The sequence below is a fragment of the Flagellimonas sp. ABD4_174 genome (assembly GCF_056160185.1).
This window is the reverse complement of the sequence record NZ_JBSWWP010000001.1, coordinates 680,629-698,879: the sequence shown is the minus strand read 5'-3', so window position 1 is coordinate 698,879 and position 18,251 is coordinate 680,629. Positions and strand designations below refer to the sequence as shown.

Sequence of the window (18,251 nt, the reverse complement as noted above, 5' to 3'; positions counted from 1 at the left end):
AATTTGAATTACATTACTTAGTCACCCAAAACTATGTATATCAATTCTTTATGATTTAAACTAAAAGAGAACAAAAGGGAAACAAATCGAAAAATGGCTATAAACATCAAGGCAACAATTACAGTTTGTTTACATGCGATTAACTTTTTGTAAAGAGTTGAAGCAAAAAGTGACTAAAGGTCAACCATAAAGTTTACCAATTCCTCTTTTTGATCTATCGGCAATTTTTTTCTCAGACGATAGCGCGCCACACGAACACTATCTGGGGTTACCCTTAAAATGGAGGCAATCTCTTTTGATGATAAGTTCAAGCGTAACAACATGCCCAATCGGAGCTCGGCCGGAGACAAGCTATTTTCGGAAAGGGAGGACAATTTTTTAATGAATTCCGGATGGATTTCCTTGAAAAAGGACATGAACTCATCCCATTCATTCTCTTCCTGAAGATTGTGATCTATTTCCTTGACCAAGGTTTTAATCTTTTCCGAAGTGTTCATGTTTTTTCGGGATGCGATATTGGTCAAGGTTGAGGAAAGATCCAACAGGATTTTGTTCTTTTGGGAAAGATGTAAACTGTATCTGGACAAGGAAGAGGTTTTGAGTTGCACCTCACGTTGTAAATTTTTCTCCTCTATCGCTTTTTTCTCCAACTCTGCTTTAAGCATGCGTTGTTTATATTCCTGCAGTTTGATTTTTGCTTCTTTTTTTCTTCCCAAATAGAAATATAAAATGGTGAGAATAGCTGCAATGGCAAACAATGCCACCCAAAGAACATTTTGATTCGCCCTGCTTACTTTTCCTTGTTCTTTCAGCAATTCAATTTCAGCTTCTTTTTTATTGGTCTCGAAAATGGTTTGAAGCACGTTCAACTGGTCACTGTTTTGGGAAGTGATCATTTGGTTGTTGAATTCCGACGCTGACAATAAATGGGAATGGGCTTTTTCATAGTCCCCCATCAAAGCATAGGTTTTGGACAAATCTTTGTGGGCGCTTTCCAGCTGATGTAAATCGTTGATTTCTTCAGCTAAATTCAATGATTTGACGGTAAACTCAAGAGCTTTGGTGTAATCCTTAGTTTTCCTGAAAACATCCCCTAAATTATTTAGAACATTGGATTCTTCGATTGAAAAACTGCCTTTGAAAAAAGTATAGGCCTTTTTAAAGTACAGATATGCCGTGTCGTATTCCTCGAGGTCCTCATAGATACTCCCGATATTTTCATTGGTGAGTGCGATTCCTGTTGAGTCTTTCAATTTTTGAAAAAGTGAAAGACTTTGGAATTGGTCCTCTAAAGCTTCTGGGTACTCCGATTGTTTTTCGTGACTTGCTCCCAACAAGCCCAAAGATGAAGCCAACCCGGCATCATATTTAAGTTCTCGGGCCGATTTCATGGATTCGGTAAAATACTGTTCGGCCAATTCAAATTTATTGAGTGCCAGATACACTCGACCTATGTTATTGTTCAGCGTAATGAACAGTGGGTCGTTTAAGGCGGTACCCAATTGATTTAATGCCAGATTGTATTGTTCGGTAGCTTCGGAAAAGAGACCTAAAGAATGGTAGTATTCGCCTAGTTTTAAATAGGCCTCGGCTATTTCTTTATAGTTTTCTGGATACTGTTTGACATTTTCCAACTGTTCTTTGAGCGGAAAATAGGCTATCTGGTTTTCAGCAGTGGCTTGGGCAGGGCCAGTATATGGAAATAGGCAACAACCTATCCAAAAGAAAATCAAAAATACCCTATTTTGATTGCCCACCACTTGCGTTTGAAATAAACCTACAAGTAAATCAATCGGGCTAAAAAGAATATTACGGCTAGGTTATAAAACCTTTAAAAGTAACGCAAAACAAAAAGGCTCCACTAAAGTGGAGCCTTTTAAAATTATATAAGTCTTTGTCTTAAGCTTGGAAAGGCTCGATGGAAACAAAAGATTTACCACCTGACTTTTTCTCAAACTTTACAATACCATCAACCTTGGCATGCAAGGTATGGTCTTTTCCTGCGTATACATTGTCACCAGGGTTGTGCTTGGTACCACGTTGTCTTACAATAATGTTACCAGCTACAGCTGCCTGACCACCAAAAATCTTAACGCCAAGACGTTTCGATTCTGATTCTCTACCGTTTTTTGAACTACCTACACCTTTCTTGTGAGCCATGATATATAAATTTTAGTTCGTGTCTTATTTACTTAATGCTTCGATAAGCTCGGCTTTCTTCATAGAAGAGTAACCGGTGATATCTTGTGCTTTTGCCAATTCTCTCAATTCAGCAACAGTTTTGGAACTTAAATCCTCTATTGCTTTTGGAGCTTCTTTCTTAGGAGCGGCTGCTTTTGCTTCTGCCTTTTTAGGTTCAGCTGCAGCTTTGGCCTTAGCTGGGGCTGCTTTTTTAGCACCTTTAGCTACAATACCTTCAACAACGATTTCAGTCAAATATTGTCGGTGACCGTTTTTCTTGCGGTAACCTTTACGTCTTTTCTTTTTGAAAACGATTACCTTATCTCCTTTAAGGTGTTTAACCACTTTGGCTTCTACAGCCGCACCTTCTATGACCGGGGCGCCAATGGTTACGTTACCACCATCTTCCAAAAGAAGTACTTTATCAAAAGTAACTTTTTTACCTTCTTCTTCTTGCAAACGGTGAACGTACACTTTCTGGTCTTTTGCAACTTTAAATTGCTGCCCTGCCATCTCTACAATTGCGTACATAATGCGTTAATTAGATTAAAATTACTTCGCTTTATTAAAATAAGCGGGTGCAAATATACTGCTAAATCCTTAATCCACAAGTATTCTTAATGGATTTAGCCCATAATTTTTTTAGAGTTATTACTGGTTTTAAAAAGTTGCATAAAAGAAAGTGTCAAAACCAAGGTCGTGGCAAACCCCATAATGGCAACGGTAAAAAAGACAATTCCTTGAAAATTTTGATAATCACTGGCCCAAGCGGTCGAAAGATTATCCAAAAATACACTGTCCAGTTCCGTTGCATAAAACGCGAAGAATATGGTAAATAACAGAGTAGCAACAAATCCAGTGGTTATACCTGCTGTAAATCCTTTGCCGTAACTAAAGCCTTTTCCCTGTTTAATCTTGGTATACTTGATGGTCTCATAGATGCCAAATCCGGTAATTATCCCATTAAAAAGACTATAAAACACATTGGTATGTTTACCCATTAAGGCCAAAATCAAAAAATACGCTATCAGCACAGCGCTGGTAACTATCCCAAATCGAATAGGAAGAGTTAAATTTTTCATGTGATTTCTTTTTGGATTCATTGTATAATTTACTGAATGTTTGTGAATTATCCCACATTTTTGAACCCAAAGACCTATATAAACTTCTTATGCCCGATAAAATTATTTTATATTTATCGTAACATCCAGGTTAAAACAGATACCAACCTCGTAGCAACATCAAATATTTTAATACTAACTATTACAATGAAAAAACATTTGTTTACAGCATTTACTATGCTCTTTGCCGTAGCACTGATCTCTGCTCAGGAGGTGGTGTTCGAGGAGTATGATTTGGACAATGGGCTGCACGTCATCCTTCATCAGGACAATGGCGCCCCGGTGGTCACTACATCGGTAATGTACCATGTGGGATCTAAGGATGAAGATCCCGACAAAACAGGATTTGCCCATTTTTTTGAACATCTTCTTTTTGAAGGGACCAAAAACATTGAACGGGGCGAATGGGATCAAATTGTTTCAGCAAATGGCGGAAGGGCCAATGCCAACACTTTTTTAGATCGCACCTATTATTATGAAGTATTTCCTTCGAATAGTTTGGAAGTAGGCCTTTGGTTGGAATCTGAGCGTCTAATGCACCCAATTATAGGTCAGGTGGGCGTGGATACCCAAAAAGAGGTGGTCCAAGAAGAAAGAAGACTGAGAACGGACAATGCTCCGTACGGCGCTTTTTTTGAGCAAATTTTAAAAAATCTATACAAGGATCACCCTTACCGATGGGGGGTAATCGGTTCGTTAGATCATTTGGCGAGCGCCACCTTGGAGGATTTTAAAAAATTCAATCAAACATATTATGTGCCCAATAATGGAGTTTTGGTAGTTGCCGGTGATTTTGAGATGGATAAGACCAAAAAAATGATCGAGGATTATTTTGGGCCCATCCCAAGAGGTGCGGAGATACCAAGACCAAATATAAAAGAAGAGCCAATCACAAAAACTATCTTTGCCAAATACCACGATCCCAATATTCAAATACCAGCCATTTTGTTGGCATACCGAACACCTGGCCAGGGACAGAGAGAGGCTTATGTGATCAATATGATCTCTACCTATTTGAGCAGCGGTGAAAGCTCTAAACTTTATAAAAAATTGGTGGACGAGAAAAAAATGGCCCTACAGATTCTTTCCGTTCCGATCGATGCGGAGGATTATAGCTCCTACATTGTTGGTGGCCTTCCGGTAGGGGACAACTCCATCCAGGATATCAAAAAAGAAATTGATGAAGAAATCCTTAAGCTTCAAATGGAATTGATTTCCGAAAAGGATTATCAAAAACTTCAGAACAAGTTCGAAAATCAATTTGTAAACGCGAACAGCAGTGTGGAGGGAATCGCCAATTCATTGGCCGAAAATTACATATTGAAGGACGACACCAACCTCATCAATACAGAAATAGATATTTACCGTTCCATTACCCGAGAAGAAATTATGGAGGTGGCCAAAAAATATTTAAAGGTGAACCAACGTGTTGAATTGGAGTATTTACCAGAACAAAAAGACGCTAATTAAAATGAAAAAGTATTTAGTTTTAACCGTGCTGTCCTTGTTTATGACAGCCGCTTACACGCAAATAGACAGGAGCACACAGCCGAAACCTGGCCCTGCTCCAAAAATCAACCTAAAAGAGCCTGCGCGTTTCGAACTTAAAAATGGGCTAAAAGTGCTTGTTGTCGAAAATCATAAATTGCCCAGGGTCCGCATCCAATTATCTATAGACAACCCTCCTATTATGGAAGGGGATAAAGCAGGCGTGTCCGCCCTTACCGGAAGTTTACTGGGCAAAGGCTCCAAAAATATTCCAAAAGATGAGTTTTATGAAGAAGTTGACTTTTTGGGCGCCAACATTTTTATTGGGGACCAAAGTGCCTTTGCAAGTTCACTATCCAAATATTTTCCAAGAATTCTAGAGTTAATGGCCGATGCCGCGCTAAACCCGAATTTTACACAAGAGGAGTTTGATAAGGAAAAAGAAAAGATCATAACTGGCATCAAATCGGAAGAAAAAGATGTTTCAGCGATTGCAGAAAGAGTTCAGGCCGCTTTGGCCTACGGTAAAAACCACCCGTATGGTGAATTTATGACGGAAGAGACCGTAAACAATGTTTCCCTGATAGATGTGGAGCAATTTTACAGGTCCTATTTTGTGCCCGCCAATGCCTATCTGGTAGTGATCGGCGATGTTGAGTTCGATACGGTAAAGGAATTGGTTACAAAAGCCTTTACCCCATGGTCCAAAGCCGCACCGCCATCTTTCACCTATTCCGACCCCAAAGATGTACAATACACCCAGATCAACTTTGTTGATGTACCCAACGCCGTACAATCCGAGGTAGCCGTGGAGAACCTTACCCACTTAACAATGAAGGATGAAGACTACCTGGACGCTCTTTTGGCCAACAGAATTTTAGGAGGCGGAATGCAGTCCAGATTGTTTCAAAACTTAAGAGAGGACAAAGGATACACCTATGGTGCCTATTCTGGCATCAGGGCAAACAAATACAGCCCTATGAGATTTGATGCCTTTGCACAGGTTCGAAATATGGTTACCGATAGCTCGGTTGTGGAAATATTGAAAGAAATCCAAACTATAACTTCCGAGCCGGTTTCGGATCAAGAGTTGGCCAACGCCAAGGCAAAATATGCAGGTAGCTTTGTAATGGCCCTGGAAAAACCGGAAACGGTAGCACAATATGCCTTGAATATTGAAACACAAGACCTTCCACAAGATTTTTATAAAACTTACTTGGAACGATTGGATGCCATTACCAAAGAAGATGTACAAAAGGCCGCGCAAAAGCACTTTACTACTTCAAATGCCCGCATAGTGGTTACTGGCAAGGGCAGCGATGTTTTGGAAAACTTGGAAAAGGTGACTTTTAATGGAAAAACCGTACCCGTGCTATACTACGACAAATATGCCAATAAAACAACAAAGCCAGATTACACTGCTGGTATTCCAGAGGGCATGGATGCCAATACTGTTTTGACAAACTATATAAAGGCTGTTGGCGGTAAATCCAAATTAGAAGGCGTTAACTCATATTCCATGATTGCTGAAGCTGAAATGCAAGGTATGAAGTTGGAGCTGGAAATGAAAAAGACTACCAAAGATCAGTTTATGCAAGATGTAAAAATGCAGGGCAATTCCATGCAAAAACAGGTTTTGGACGGAGATTCGGGCTATATGGTAGTTCAAGGCCAGCGTAAAGACCTTTCACCCGAAGAAATCGCAAAGATAAAGGAAGAAGCTGCAGCATTCCCGGAGCTCAACTATTTGGCCGCCGGCGATGTTACCTTGGAAGGTGTGGAGTCTGTTGGTGATTCCAAAGCATACAAGCTAAAAATAAGCGATAACAAAACAGCATTTTATGATGTGGAAACTGGACTAAAGGTACAAGAAACCAATACACAGGAAGTACAAGGACAACAAGTAACCAGCACCATTGGATTCGATGATTACCAGGAAGTATCCGGCATTAAATTCCCGTTCAAGTTAATACAAAGTATGGGACCTCAAAATATGGAGTTTATTGTAAAAGAAATCAAAGTTAACGAGGGCGTAGAAGCCACTGACTTTAAATAAGATATACTTTGATTCCATTAAAAAGGCACCCAAAAAGGGTGCCTTTTTTAATCGATAGCACTTTTGCTCTTAAAATTTATATTGAACAAATGCGGATAGATTTCTTCCTGGGTCGTTAATGGGCACCCGACCAAAATCAGCTTGGTTCACAAAAGAGAAGTTCAAGTGGTTGTTGTAGGTCGCATCAAAAATGTTGGATGCAGCTACTCCCACTGTAAAATGTTTGAATGGTCTTGCACCAAAACTTAAATCCACAACACCATAACCATCTGTGGCCTGCTCTCCAAAAGACAGTGCAATGTCCGACTGTTCCGAAGTAAGCGTATAAGTGGCCTTGGCCCATATTTTCTCTTTTTCAAAATTAAGGTTAAAACGTGTCACTAGAGGTGGGGTCAACGGCAGGGATTCATTCAAATCCTCGTTTTTTGCATAAACATAGGACAACTCTGTTTTAAAGCTAAAGTCCTCTAAAAATGCCAACTCTCCATAAACTTCGAATCCTGTTTTGTATGCATCTTCCAAATTCACGAACCGTTTAACTTCGGTCGGTTCTGCCATTGGCATATATTTTTTGTCCAATGTTGGGTCAATTACCGGAACAATATAGTTGTCGTAAATGGAATAATAAACCGATGCTCCATAGTCCAAACGGTTAAAAAAGTAATTCTCAAAGTCTGTTTTTGCTTTGATCCCCAGCTCAAGTTGATTATTTACCTCGGCATCCAGATTGGGGTTTCCTACATATTCGAATGGGTCCTGCCCCACAGTAAAGTGGTTGATATACCTCTCGATCATGTTCGCTGATCGCACACCTCTACCAAAGGCCAACTCTAACAAGACATCCGAAGACACCATATATTTGAAGGAGGCTGTTGTACTTATATTGTGCTCGGTTCGAGTATCCAAATCGGGATATTCTGCGATAAAATCATCGGAAGGGTCATCGGATTTGGAACGAACCATATCGTACCTTGCCCCTACGTTGAGCAAAAGCTTGGCAGATAACGGATATTTTGCCTCTACGAACAATCCGTAATCATCTATTTGGGAATCTTGCCAAACACCATCCACAAACTCCATGGGCGTGGGCAGTGGATCTCCCGTCATCATGTTCCTTTTCACCAAACGGGTTCTTTCACCCGTTCTTCCTACGGAGAATGCATCCAATCCCGTGTAGAGTTTTATATCTGAACCGGGTCGCCATTCCAATTCGACCCTGCCGCCAATTGTGGTCGCATCCACTTCCGAAACTGCCTCTGTCATCATAAAGCTAGGTCTCAGTTCGTTGGTCATTACATGGTCTACCTTGGAGCGGTACACCTTAGCGTTCAAGGTTTTTAATCCATCGGAAATATTGTCCAATTTATAATCTACCGAAAGTACGTTGCTATCGTCTATTTCGGTATCCATGGGCAGACCGGCATGCAGCACATCCCTTCCGAAGGATTGTCTAAAACCAACTTGCAATCTTTGGTTTTCCGTTGGATTAAAGCCTACTTGCAATCCATAATCCGTACTTCTGAATGATGATGGTATTTCGTTGCCATCCCCATCTTCGTAATTTCCAAAATCACGATACCCAAAGTTCAGGTTTACATCGAACTGCTCTCCAACATATTTTAAATTAGCGAAACTTGTAAGGGCGTTTCCATTGTTCTCCCCACCAAAATTAACGGTACCATGGTAACCTTTTGCCTGCTTTTCCACCTCTTGGGTCACCAAGTTTACAATTCCACCAAAAGTTGGACCATACCTAAAGGTATACGGCCCTTTTACAACTTCTACGCGTTCAATCTCCTCGGGGATTACATGGGTGGTTATGGGATCCATTCGGTTGGGGCAGGCATGCATAACTTTGGTACCGCCATTGAACTGGACATTCAATTGCTCGTATTGGGAAGCACGAAACGATGGGTCTATTGCATAATTTCCCCGTTTGATCAAACCAAAGCCATTAATGTCCTTGAATAGATCGGCTACATTTTTGGATTGCACAATTTTTCGCGCCGGTTCACTTTTGAAGGTAGAAAAAACAGGGTCCGTCTTTCTCTTTCCTTCTACCAGTACTTCGTCCAATTGCACCGGCTCTTTGGTCAAGGTATCTTGTTCGGTAGACTGTTGCGCGTACAGCACACCGGTACCCATAAGCAAAATACATAGTTTTGCCAGTATACTTTTATTCATTTTGATTATTGTTTAAGATTTAACATGCATGGTCCAGGCTACAGACCATTTTCAGAAAAAAACCTTAAACCCTTGGTGGTTCTAATGGGGTATCGGTAAAACTATATGTGTAGTGATCCTTGTGATAAAATACGTTTAGACCGTTTTCATCACTACGGAAAAGAAAAACTTTAGGCAATTCCATATAAAACACCAAAACCTCCTCCCAACCAATTTGTGGAAAGGGCTCGTCGTCTTCGGTTTGTGCGTTGAGCATTTGTGCCAAAACACATTTTCCATCACAGTTCAATTCGGGCACATCCTTGTTTTCGCAAAGTTGTTCTACAAAACCTTCCCTATCCAAACTGTAATACACATACATGGACGAAAACCTTAGGTTGCTGATCAGTGTCATACTAATGAACAACAAGACAATGCCGATTTTGTTGATGGTCCTATGTTGGAAATTAGACTGCACTTTTTGGCTTTTGATATAAACTTAAAGCAAAATTAGGTACTCTTTATATTCCTTAATGTGATAAAAGTCACATTCTGTCTTTTTTAAGATAAAAATGTCTTTTTTTATTTTTCATCCGTTCTGAATACCAAATTTGTTCATTGTTAACATTAATTAGAGCTCCTAGCTCTGTGGCTAACCAATTCCTGTTTATTTTTGTTCAAAATTTGTACACAATGAAAAAATTCCAAGCCATTTTAATTTGCTCTGTCCTATTCTTTAGTTTTTCCTGTAAAGAGGAAAAAAAATCGACGGAAGAGTCCTCCCAAATGAAAAAGGTAATGGCCATCCATGATGAGGTAATGCCAAAGATGAGCACCATAGGAAAGCTTGTTGGCGAAATAAAGCCAAAAGTGGATTCCACCGAAATGGGACAGGATTACGAAGTAGCCATGAAGGATCTACAAGAAGCCAATAGGGCCATGATGGACTGGATGAAGGATTTTGGAGACAGGTTTGACCACGAAGAAATATTGGAAGGAAAAGAGCTTTCCGAAGAAAAGCAACAGTGGCTGGACGAAGAAGAGGAAAAGGTAAAAGTGGTGAAGGACAAGATCAATGGCAGCATTGAGCGCGCGCAGGCACTGCTTGCCAAGGATACTGTGCAATAATCAGTTTTTCCATTCCAGACTTTCCATAATTTTCCTGATATCGTTCTGCAGATATATAGCGGCCGGTAAAATGGAATCGTAATTGGGTTTTGCGTAAAAATACAGGGATCCGGTTACAAAGTGGTTAATACTGTCCGTTACATAAAACTGGGATTGCGATGCGGCATTGCCACTTACTTCGTAAAACATCCCATAGACCTTTTTCTCGGCATTGATAAAAGGTTGCTCAACAATATTGTCGGCCTTGACCACATGTTCGTACGACAATTTTTGTGCATCTACCAATAAGGTATCCAGGTTACCCCGCACAGGCTTGTACGTTAAATATATAGACCCGTTCATAATAGGATAGTCCAGAACCAAAGAACAATCCTTGTTTTCTTTTATATTGGAAAGTGTGTTCTTATTAAAGGTGTATACACAGTCGGCATCGGTAATTGTGTATTGGGCGGTTGGATAATCCAAATGCAACATGGCCTTGGGCTTTGGCAACACATCATCCTTACAGCTTAAAAATAGGGAGGTTACCATAACTAAAATCAAAATTTTATGTTTCATGTGGCAATGTAACTTTTATTCGTTTTAATCTTTTCTTGTCCATGCTCTCCACAATAAAGCGGTAGTCCTTGAACATAACTTTTTCTCCGATCTTGGGAAAACTGCCCGATATTTCCAACACAAATCCCGCAATGGTCTCGGATTCTCCTTTCTTGCTCTCGAACTCCTCTTCTTCTTCAATTTTTACGACCCGATAGAAATCCTTTAAGGCCGTTTTGCCATCGAAAACATAATTATAGTCGTCCAATTTGGAGAATACCAGATCTTCGTCGTCGAACTCATCACTGATATCCCCAACGATCTCCTCTATTATATCTTCCAAGGTAACAATTCCAGAGGTGCCGCCATATTCGTCCACGACCACGGCCAAATGGTTCTTTTTCTCCTGAAACTCTAGCAACAAATCGTCCAATTTTTTGTTTTCCGGGACAAAGTAAGGCTCTCGTATCAAGGACATCCAGTTAAAGGTTTTTCTATCGATATAAGGCAAAAGGTCTTTCACGTAAAGTACACCCAAAACATTGTCCATATTTTCTGAAAATACCGGAATTCTAGAATAGCCGTTTTTCTTTATCTCCTCGATTACCTCCGGGAATTTCATTTTCTCGTTGACGGCAAAAATATCTATCCGCGGTCGCATTACCTGCTTGGTATCCGTATTGCCAAACGTTACGATGCCTTCCAATATTTTCTGTTCTTCTTTGGTGGTATCCCCCTCGGAGGCCAGTTCGAGCGCTTGCGATAGGTGATTAATGCTTAAATTGGATTTTTTCTTTCCCAACTTATCTTCCATGTATAATGTAATCGACCGCATTGGGGAACTTAAAGGGGTAAATATATAATTGAGTCCTTTTAGGGGAATGGCCATAAAATGGGAAAACTGAACACGATTGCGGTTCGCGTAGATTTTGGGCAAGATCTCACCGAACATTAATATTAAGAAAGTGGCCACTACCACTTCCAATAAAAAGCGAAAGGTTCCTTCGATTCCTTCAAAAATGGTATCGCCAATGGAACTAAATAGTAGAACAATTCCAATATTGATGGCATTGTTGGTGATCAGTATGGTGGCCAGCAACTTTTTGGGCTTGTCCAACAATTGTACAACAAGTTTGCCTCGTTGGGAATCGTTTTCCTGCATTTCGTTCAAATTGGTCTGCGAGAGACCAAAAAGTGCCACTTCTGCGGCCGAAATTAATGCGGAGCATGCCAATAGCAGTACTAGCACAACAATTTTTAAGGTGAATATTCCACTAAAAGTGGTAAGATAAATTGCCAAACTATGGGGCTCGGGATCCAATTTAATATTGCTTTTTTAATCTTTAGTTCTTAGAATGGTAGGTCGTCATCCTCTTCTTCTGAATTTTGAATAGGCGCCGAAGGTCTTTCCTGCTTGGATGGTTCTTGGTAGTTCGAAGACGACGGGGATGTCTGTGCATTCACCGTTCCTCCCTGTCCGGCGGACAGGCTTTCCTTTTTGGTCGTTAAAAAGGTAAAATCCTGTACGTGTACTTCGGTAGTGTATCGGGTATTTCCGTCCTCACCCTGCCATTGTCTGTTTTTTAAACGGCCCTCCACATATACTTTATCGCCTTTGCTCAGGTATTTTTCACAAATTTCAGCAGCCTTGTTCCGTACCACAATGTTGTGCCAATCCGTATTGGTAACCCTTTCGCCCGTTTGCCTGTTGGTATAGGTCTCGTTGGTGGCCAAGGGAAATCTGCCGATACAATTGCCTCCTTCAAAGTAGTGTACTTTGACTTCGTCCCCCAAATGCCCGATCAGCATTACTTTGTTTAATGTTCCGCTCATATTTCTTTAATTAATCAAAAGTACTAAATTTTAAATGTCTTGATGAAATCAGCTATTAAAACTGGCACAGGAAAATCGCCTATCTTTTTCCAGGGCGTTCCCTCCTCTAAGATATAGGAAGTTTTTAGGATCCAAAATTTTGTGTGCAAATGTTGATGGGACAATTTGTGCACAATGGTTTCATTATTATATAAGGATAAGGACTCATATTCCGGCAATTGGCCATTACCTCGGATCAAAAGTTTTAGTTCCTCCGCCTTAAGGTTCTTATCGGACTCTACAAGGGGAAACTGATACAGATTTTGCCAAATACCCTTTCCTGTTCTTTGCTCCAAGATGGTATTATTTTCCGGATCGATGGGAATTACATAATTAAAATAGCGGTTCTTTACCTTGGTCTTGTTCAGTTTTAGAGGTAGCTCACTCACTTTTCCATCTTTGACAGCTACACAACTTTCTTGTAAAGGGCACAGTAAACAGTAGGGCTTTTTGGGGGCGCATTGCACGGCTCCAAATTCCATTATACCTTGATTGTAATCCCTAATGTTCCCCGAATCCATTACCTCTCGGGCAAGTTCCTTAAAGTATTTGATGCCCTTGGTACTATTAATAGGTATATCTACACCAAAATATCGGGACAATACACGATATACATTTCCGTCCACAACCGGTTCCGGAGCATCAAAACAAAAAGATGCAATGGCACTTGCGGTGTAATCGCCAACCCCTTTTAACGATTTTAACTCTTTATATGTATTGGGAAATTGGCCATCAAAATTGTTCGCCACTATTTTTGCTGTGGCATGCAGGTTTCGCGCTCGGGAATAGTATCCTAGCCCCTGCCATAGTTTCAACACTTGTTCTTCGGGTGCTTTGGCAAGATCTTGTACCGTTGGGAAAGCATCAACAAATCGCAAATAATAGGGCATACCTTGCACAACGCGAGTCTGTTGGAGTATAATTTCCGATAACCAAACCTTATATGGGTCACGTGTTCTTCTCCATGGCAGATCTCTCTGATTTTCATGGTACCAATTCAGGATTTTTTGGGCAAAACTCATCAAAGAAAGTAATAAAGGTCAAATGTATCAGTTTATATACTTAAAATTAAAGGGTTAAAGGGAAAGATTAATTATAATGTTTATATTTGCAAGCCGAAAAAAATTAGAAAATTAATAAGACGAAATGACGAAAGCAGATATTGTAACTAGGATCTCAGAAAAACTAGGTATTGAAAAAGGAGACGTGCAAGCGACAGTTGAATCCTTTATGGAGGAGGTTAAATCATCTTTAGAGAATGGAGACAATGTTTATTTAAGAGGTTTTGGTAGCTTTATCATCAAGACCAGAGCGGAAAAAACAGGTAGGAACATTTCCAAGAACACTACTATAAAAATTCCTGCACACAATATTCCTGCTTTTAAGCCGGCCAAAGTATTTGTGGAGGGCGTAAAGACCAATGTACAAGTAAAATAATATAATTAACAACTCAAAAGCAAGAGCCATATGCCGAGTGGAAAAAAAAGAAAAAGACATAAGGTAGCCACGCACAAGCGCAAGAAGCGCAGAAGAGCTAACCGACACAAGAAAAAGTAGTTGTTTCAACTACTTTTTCGTTTTACCCAATTACGTTCTTTGACATAGAGATTCCAAAAACGAATTTCAATCGGTTCGAAAAATAACCGATTCCAAATATTGTTTAATCATTTGTCCCAAAATTCATGTGGGACAAATTAAAATCGATTCAGGTGAATAGAGAATTAATAGTAAGATCTACGCCGGAAGCAGTCGATTTTGCCTTATTAAAGGATGGAAAATTAGTAGAATTACACAAAGAAGAAGACAACAACAACTTTTCCGTAGGGGATATCTTCCTAGCCAAGATTAGAAAACCCGTAACGGGCCTTAATGCGGCTTTCGTTAATGTAGGTTATGAAAAAGATGCGTTCCTGCACTACCATGACCTCGGACCGCAACTGTCTTCCATGTTGAAATTTATCAAAAAAGCTAAAACAGGGAAGTTAAAGGACTACACCCTAAAAGATTTTCCATTTGAAAAAGATATTGACAAGAATGGCAGCATCAACGATGTATTAAAAGCCAATCAGTCGCTACTCGTACAAATTGTAAAAGAACCCATCTCCACCAAGGGACCAAGAATAAGCTCCGAGCTTTCTATCGCTGGGCGATACTTGGTAATGGTGCCTTTTTCAGATAGAGTTTCGGTATCCCAAAAGATAGCGAGCAAAGAAGAAAAGGACCGACTTATTAGACTTGTAAAAAGTATAAAACCCAAAGGATTTGGTGTAATTATCCGTACCGTAGCAGAAGGCAAAAAGGTTGCAGAACTGGACAAAGATCTCCAGAACTTGTTATCCAAATGGGTAGCAATGTGCAAGAAATTGCAAAGAGCGCCCCATCCATCCAAAGTATTGGTGGAATTGAACAGGGCCTCCTCCATCCTTAGGGATGTATTCAACGATTCCTTTACCGGAATCCATGTTGATGATGAAACGCTTTACAACCAAATCAAGGATTATGTGCACGAAATCGCACCTGAAAAAGAATCCATTGTAAAGCAATACACCGGTTCGGCACCCATTTTTGAAAAATTTGGTATTGAACGCCAAATAAAAACCTCGTTTGGCCGAACTGCATCCATGAGCCGAGGGGCTTATCTTGTAATTGAGCATACCGAAGCGCTGCACGTTATAGACGTAAACAGTGGTAACCGCTCCAACAAGGCAAAAAACCAAGAGGATACAGCATTAGAGGTAAATCTATTGGCCGCTACCGAAATTGCAAGACAATTACGATTGCGGGACATGGGCGGAATCATCGTTGTGGATTTTATTGATATGACCAAAGGCGATCACCGCAGAAAACTGTACGATCACCTTAGGGAAGAAATGAAGGACGATCGGGCCAAACACAAAATTTTGCCCCCGAGTAAATTTGGACTTGTTCAAATTACAAGACAAAGAGTGCGTCCGGAAATGAATATAAAAACCAGCGAGGAAAACCCGAACCTGGCGGGAGCCGAAGTAGAAGCTCCCATTGTGTTGATCGATAAGATCCAAGCGGACTTGGAAAGAATCCTAAAACAAAAGCAAAAAAACAATGGAATTGTTCTTAATATCCATCCGTTTATTGCAGCTTACCTTACCAAAGGGTTCCCATCTATCCGTTCCAAATGGTTCAAAACCTATAAAAAATGGATAAAGATCCAACCTAGGGATGCTTACACGTATCTCGAATATCGTTTTAAGGATAAAGACGGTAAAACAATACGAGCATAATACAAAGCGACTCCATATTTTTGGAGTCGCTTTTTTGCTTTTATACATTTCCGTTCAAAGCTTTATTTTTGAAAGACAAGCACAATTATTATGAAAATTAGAATCCCCTTGCTTTGCTCCTTATTGATTTTGGCCTGTACCCCAAAATCTGAACCGTTACTTTCCGACATATTGAAAGAGTCCCCCAGTATTTCGGGGAACAGCGAATATTTGTCCTCTCCTTTTGTTACGGCCGGGAACAGAGTTTACATGGTCGGACATCAAGATGGCACCTTCCCGCCTTTGGGTTGGCATATAAAGGGCGAAATGGGTGGAATATGGAACCACCCCATTAAACTTATGGATGGCTTTGATGCAGAACTAACTGTGAACGCAAACACATATTTACTCAACAAGGCTTCGGAATTTGTGAACTACCCCTTTGCCAACAAACACATTTTTGAACTTGAAGACGATACCCTTGTAATTGAACGAGTTCAGTTTGTACCCGATAACATTCAAGGCATTTCGATACAGTTTATCATAAAAAACAATAGTTCCAAAAATATAGAAGGACAATTAAAATTCACTGGACATACCAATTTAAGACCCACATGGCTAGGGGAACAATCCAAAATGTTGGACACCAAAGACTATGGGGTTTTAAAAGAAAATCACTGGTTGGTAAAAGACAGTTTAAATCCATGGCACAATGTTTTTGGGTCGGACCAAGCCCCTATTGCAACACAGGAAATCAAAAGTGCAAAACAACCCAACGGTACTTCCCATTCTTTAACCTATACCGTTCAAGTACCTTCTAAATCCGAGCAGGTTATCAACTTTGCCGTAGCTGGCTCTTATACTTCCGAAGAAATTGCACTAGATCAATACAAAACCATACTGAGCCAACGCAAAGACTTGTTTCAAGAAAAGAAATCCCGCTACGAAGCGCTTGCAAATCAGTCCAAGTTGACTATTCCTGACAAACACTTACAAGAAACCTTTAAGTGGTTAAAGTACAATTGTGATTGGTTGGTGCGCACAATTCCAGAAATAGGAACAGGGATTGGGGCCGGTATACCGGATTACCCCTGGTATTTTGGGGTCGATAGCGAATATGCCCTAAAAGGCTACATGGCCATTGGACAGGATAAAGTAGTTGAACAGACCATAGAACTTTTGGACAGTGTTTCCATGGCCGTTAACACCAACGGTAGGATTCTTCATGAAATGTCCACCAACGGAGTAGTTTTTAATAAAGGTAATATTAATGAAACTCCCCAGTTCACATCGTTGATATGGGAAATATACAAATGGAACGGCGACAAAGAATTTTTGACCAGGTATTTTCCGACCATAAAAAAGGGGTTGAATTGGCTATTGGAAGAAAACGACGACAACAACAACCTTTTTCCCGATGGCTTTGGAATGATGGAAATCCATGGACTTGACAGTGAAATGATCGATGTTGCCTCTTACACCCAACGAGCTTTTGCCGATGCTGCCCTGATAGCCGAAGAATTGGGCAATTCGGAATTGGCCAAAAAATATCAAAATTTGGCAGATGAGCTAAAGACAAAGATCAACGAACAGTTTTGGTCGGAGACGTTTAATTCTTATGCGGATTTTATTGGAACCGATGACCAAGCCCTTCATTTAATAGAAGATGCCTTGGTAAGGGCGGACACTTTGAACAAACCTTGGGCCATTGAAGAGCTGGAGGCCACCAAACAACAAATTTTGAGCAACCCTTCCGATACACCCAGGCCTTTTGTGCTTTATCATAACTGGGTGGTGAACACTCCCATGGAAATGGGAATTGCAGATTCCACCAAAGCGATTTTGGCCTTGGACAATGCCACAAAATTTACTAATCCATTTGGGGTTTTTGTAACAGGAATCGATCGTGATGAAAGCGCAGGCGAGGACGATGGTTCCTTTGAAGGCAGCAAGGTATTTTCCTATACCGGTGCGGTAATGACACTCCCAACAGGGGTACAGGCCATTGCCGAGAACAATTATGGTCGTCCAGATCGAGCTTTGGACTATTTACAGAGAATGTCCCGCACTTTTAGCTATGCGCTACCGGGAAGTATCTACGAAGTTTCCCCGGATTACGGAATGATGACCCAAGCTTGGAATATTTATGCTTTTGCTGTTCCCATTGTAAATCAATTTTTTGGAATTCAACCTATGGCGCATAAAAAAACCATTGTTATTGAACCACAGATGCCAACGGAATGGGGCGAAGCATCTTTGGAAAATGTAAAAGTAGGGGACAATACTGTTTCGATTTGGTACTCTGGCAGCAAAATCAAGATTCAACAGACTCGTGGCGATTGGAAAATAAGGCTCGTATTGCCCGAGGCAGATTATATGGCAACCGAGGGCAACCCAGAAAGGACCTCAACAAATGGAAAAACCATCCTTACTTTTTCGGATAAGGACATTGTTGTTTCCAAATAG

Annotated in this window: 16 protein-coding genes; 6 read left to right on the top strand and 10 right to left on the bottom strand. The window is 40.5% G+C overall.

What is annotated here, in order from left to right:
- Window positions 1–173: 173 nt before the first annotated feature.
- The 4 genes from ACXAFK_RS03070 to ACXAFK_RS03055 form a co-directional block, all read right to left on the bottom strand.
- The gene (locus ACXAFK_RS03070) at window positions 174–1,733 is read right to left on the bottom strand and encodes a tetratricopeptide repeat protein (protein ID WP_474956764.1); all 1,560 of its coding nucleotides are present in this window, start codon (window positions 1,731–1,733) and stop codon (window positions 174–176) included.
- A gap of 166 nt (window positions 1,734–1,899) precedes the next feature.
- Entirely contained in the window at window positions 1,900–2,160 is a 261-nt protein-coding gene (rpmA, locus tag ACXAFK_RS03065) for a 50S ribosomal protein L27 (protein WP_224836214.1), read from the bottom strand.
- A gap of 24 nt (window positions 2,161–2,184) precedes the next feature.
- Window positions 2,185–2,712: a 50S ribosomal protein L21 gene (rplU, locus tag ACXAFK_RS03060; protein WP_474956763.1), complete on the bottom strand. Its 528-nt coding sequence runs from the start codon at window positions 2,710–2,712 to the stop codon at window positions 2,185–2,187.
- Window positions 2,713–2,807: 95 nt separating this feature from the next.
- A complete protein-coding gene (locus ACXAFK_RS03055; RefSeq protein ID WP_224836212.1) occupies window positions 2,808–3,263 on the bottom strand; it encodes a DUF4199 domain-containing protein in 456 nt (151 codons plus the stop codon).
- 186 nt (window positions 3,264–3,449) lie between these two features.
- Between ACXAFK_RS03055 and ACXAFK_RS03050 the strand changes: the two genes are divergently transcribed.
- Both ACXAFK_RS03050 and ACXAFK_RS03045 read left to right on the top strand, forming a co-directional pair.
- Window positions 3,450–4,772, top strand: coding sequence for a M16 family metallopeptidase (locus ACXAFK_RS03050; RefSeq protein ID WP_474956762.1), 1,323 nt, complete (start codon window positions 3,450–3,452; stop codon window positions 4,770–4,772).
- Between the two features lies 1 nt (window position 4,773).
- Window positions 4,774–6,846, top strand: a complete 2,073-nt coding sequence (locus tag ACXAFK_RS03045) for a M16 family metallopeptidase (RefSeq protein WP_474956761.1) — start codon at window positions 4,774–4,776, stop codon at window positions 6,844–6,846.
- A gap of 69 nt (window positions 6,847–6,915) precedes the next feature.
- On the opposite strand, the gene ACXAFK_RS03040 is transcribed toward ACXAFK_RS03045, so the two are convergent.
- Both ACXAFK_RS03040 and ACXAFK_RS03035 read right to left on the bottom strand, forming a co-directional pair.
- Entirely contained in the window at window positions 6,916–9,030 is a 2,115-nt protein-coding gene (locus ACXAFK_RS03040; RefSeq protein WP_474956760.1) for a TonB-dependent receptor domain-containing protein, read from the bottom strand.
- A 64-nt stretch (window positions 9,031–9,094) separates the two neighbouring features.
- Window positions 9,095–9,487 carry a hypothetical protein gene (locus tag ACXAFK_RS03035; protein ID WP_474956759.1) on the bottom strand — a complete coding sequence of 131 codons (393 nt, stop codon included), beginning with the start codon at window positions 9,485–9,487 and terminating at the stop codon, window positions 9,095–9,097.
- Between the two features lie 215 nt (window positions 9,488–9,702).
- On the opposite strand from ACXAFK_RS03035, the gene ACXAFK_RS03030 reads away from it, so the two are divergent.
- Window positions 9,703–10,137: a hypothetical protein gene (locus tag ACXAFK_RS03030; RefSeq protein WP_474956758.1), complete on the top strand. Its 435-nt coding sequence runs from the start codon at window positions 9,703–9,705 to the stop codon at window positions 10,135–10,137.
- On the opposite strand, the gene gldD is transcribed toward ACXAFK_RS03030, so the two are convergent.
- The 4 genes from gldD to mutY are packed head-to-tail and all read right to left on the bottom strand — an operon-like array spanning window position 10,138 to window position 13,568.
- Window positions 10,138–10,695, bottom strand: a complete 558-nt coding sequence (gene gldD / locus ACXAFK_RS03025; protein WP_224836085.1) for a gliding motility lipoprotein GldD — start codon at window positions 10,693–10,695, stop codon at window positions 10,138–10,140.
- The gene (locus tag ACXAFK_RS03020; protein ID WP_474956757.1) at window positions 10,685–11,995 is read right to left on the bottom strand and encodes a gliding motility-associated protein GldE; all 1,311 of its coding nucleotides are present in this window, start codon (window positions 11,993–11,995) and stop codon (window positions 10,685–10,687) included. The genes gldD and ACXAFK_RS03020 overlap by 11 nt, the downstream gene beginning before the upstream one ends.
- 29 nt (window positions 11,996–12,024) lie before the next feature.
- Complete coding sequence (locus ACXAFK_RS03015; RefSeq protein WP_224836083.1) at window positions 12,025–12,507, bottom strand: single-stranded DNA-binding protein; 483 nt, start codon at window positions 12,505–12,507, stop codon at window positions 12,025–12,027.
- 23 nt (window positions 12,508–12,530) lie between these two features.
- Complete coding sequence (gene mutY / locus ACXAFK_RS03010; RefSeq protein WP_474956756.1) at window positions 12,531–13,568, bottom strand: A/G-specific adenine glycosylase; 1,038 nt, start codon at window positions 13,566–13,568, stop codon at window positions 12,531–12,533.
- Between the two features lie 124 nt (window positions 13,569–13,692).
- On the opposite strand from mutY, the gene ACXAFK_RS03005 reads away from it, so the two are divergent.
- The 3 genes from ACXAFK_RS03005 (at window position 13,693) to ACXAFK_RS02995 (ending at window position 18,251) form a co-directional block, all read left to right on the top strand.
- Window positions 13,693–13,983, top strand: a complete 291-nt coding sequence (locus ACXAFK_RS03005) for an HU family DNA-binding protein (RefSeq protein ID WP_014032385.1) — start codon at window positions 13,693–13,695, stop codon at window positions 13,981–13,983.
- Between the two features lie 272 nt (window positions 13,984–14,255).
- The gene (locus tag ACXAFK_RS03000; protein ID WP_252080877.1) at window positions 14,256–15,806 is read left to right on the top strand and encodes an Rne/Rng family ribonuclease; all 1,551 of its coding nucleotides are present in this window, start codon (window positions 14,256–14,258) and stop codon (window positions 15,804–15,806) included.
- Between the two features lie 90 nt (window positions 15,807–15,896).
- A complete protein-coding gene (locus ACXAFK_RS02995) occupies window positions 15,897–18,251 on the top strand; it encodes an alpha-L-rhamnosidase-related protein (protein ID WP_474956755.1) in 2,355 nt (784 codons plus the stop codon).

Bases quoted from the DNA above. Each gene is read 5' to 3' on its own strand.
- ACXAFK_RS03040 (WP_474956760.1), bottom strand. From the start codon at position 9,030: ATGAATAAAAGTATACTGGCAAAACTATGTATTTTGCTTATGGGTACC.
- ACXAFK_RS02995 (WP_474956755.1), top strand. From the start codon at position 15,897: ATGAAAATTAGAATCCCCTTGCTTTGCTCCTTATTGATTTTGGCCTGT.
- mutY (WP_474956756.1), bottom strand. From the start codon at position 13,568: ATGAGTTTTGCCCAAAAAATCCTGAATTGGTACCATGAAAATCAGAGA.
- ACXAFK_RS03005 (WP_014032385.1), top strand. From the start codon at position 13,693: ATGACGAAAGCAGATATTGTAACTAGGATCTCAGAAAAACTAGGTATT.
- rplU (WP_474956763.1), bottom strand. From the start codon at position 2,712: ATGTACGCAATTGTAGAGATGGCAGGGCAGCAATTTAAAGTTGCAAAA.
- ACXAFK_RS03050 (WP_474956762.1), top strand. From the start codon at position 3,450: ATGAAAAAACATTTGTTTACAGCATTTACTATGCTCTTTGCCGTAGCA.
- ACXAFK_RS03045 (WP_474956761.1), top strand. From the start codon at position 4,774: ATGAAAAAGTATTTAGTTTTAACCGTGCTGTCCTTGTTTATGACAGCC.
- gldD (WP_224836085.1), bottom strand. From the start codon at position 10,695: ATGAAACATAAAATTTTGATTTTAGTTATGGTAACCTCCCTATTTTTA.
- ACXAFK_RS03015 (WP_224836083.1), bottom strand. From the start codon at position 12,507: ATGAGCGGAACATTAAACAAAGTAATGCTGATCGGGCATTTGGGGGAC.
- ACXAFK_RS03030 (WP_474956758.1), top strand. From the start codon at position 9,703: ATGAAAAAATTCCAAGCCATTTTAATTTGCTCTGTCCTATTCTTTAGT.
- rpmA (WP_224836214.1), bottom strand. From the start codon at position 2,160: ATGGCTCACAAGAAAGGTGTAGGTAGTTCAAAAAACGGTAGAGAATCA.
- ACXAFK_RS03055 (WP_224836212.1), bottom strand. From the start codon at position 3,263: ATGAAAAATTTAACTCTTCCTATTCGATTTGGGATAGTTACCAGCGCT.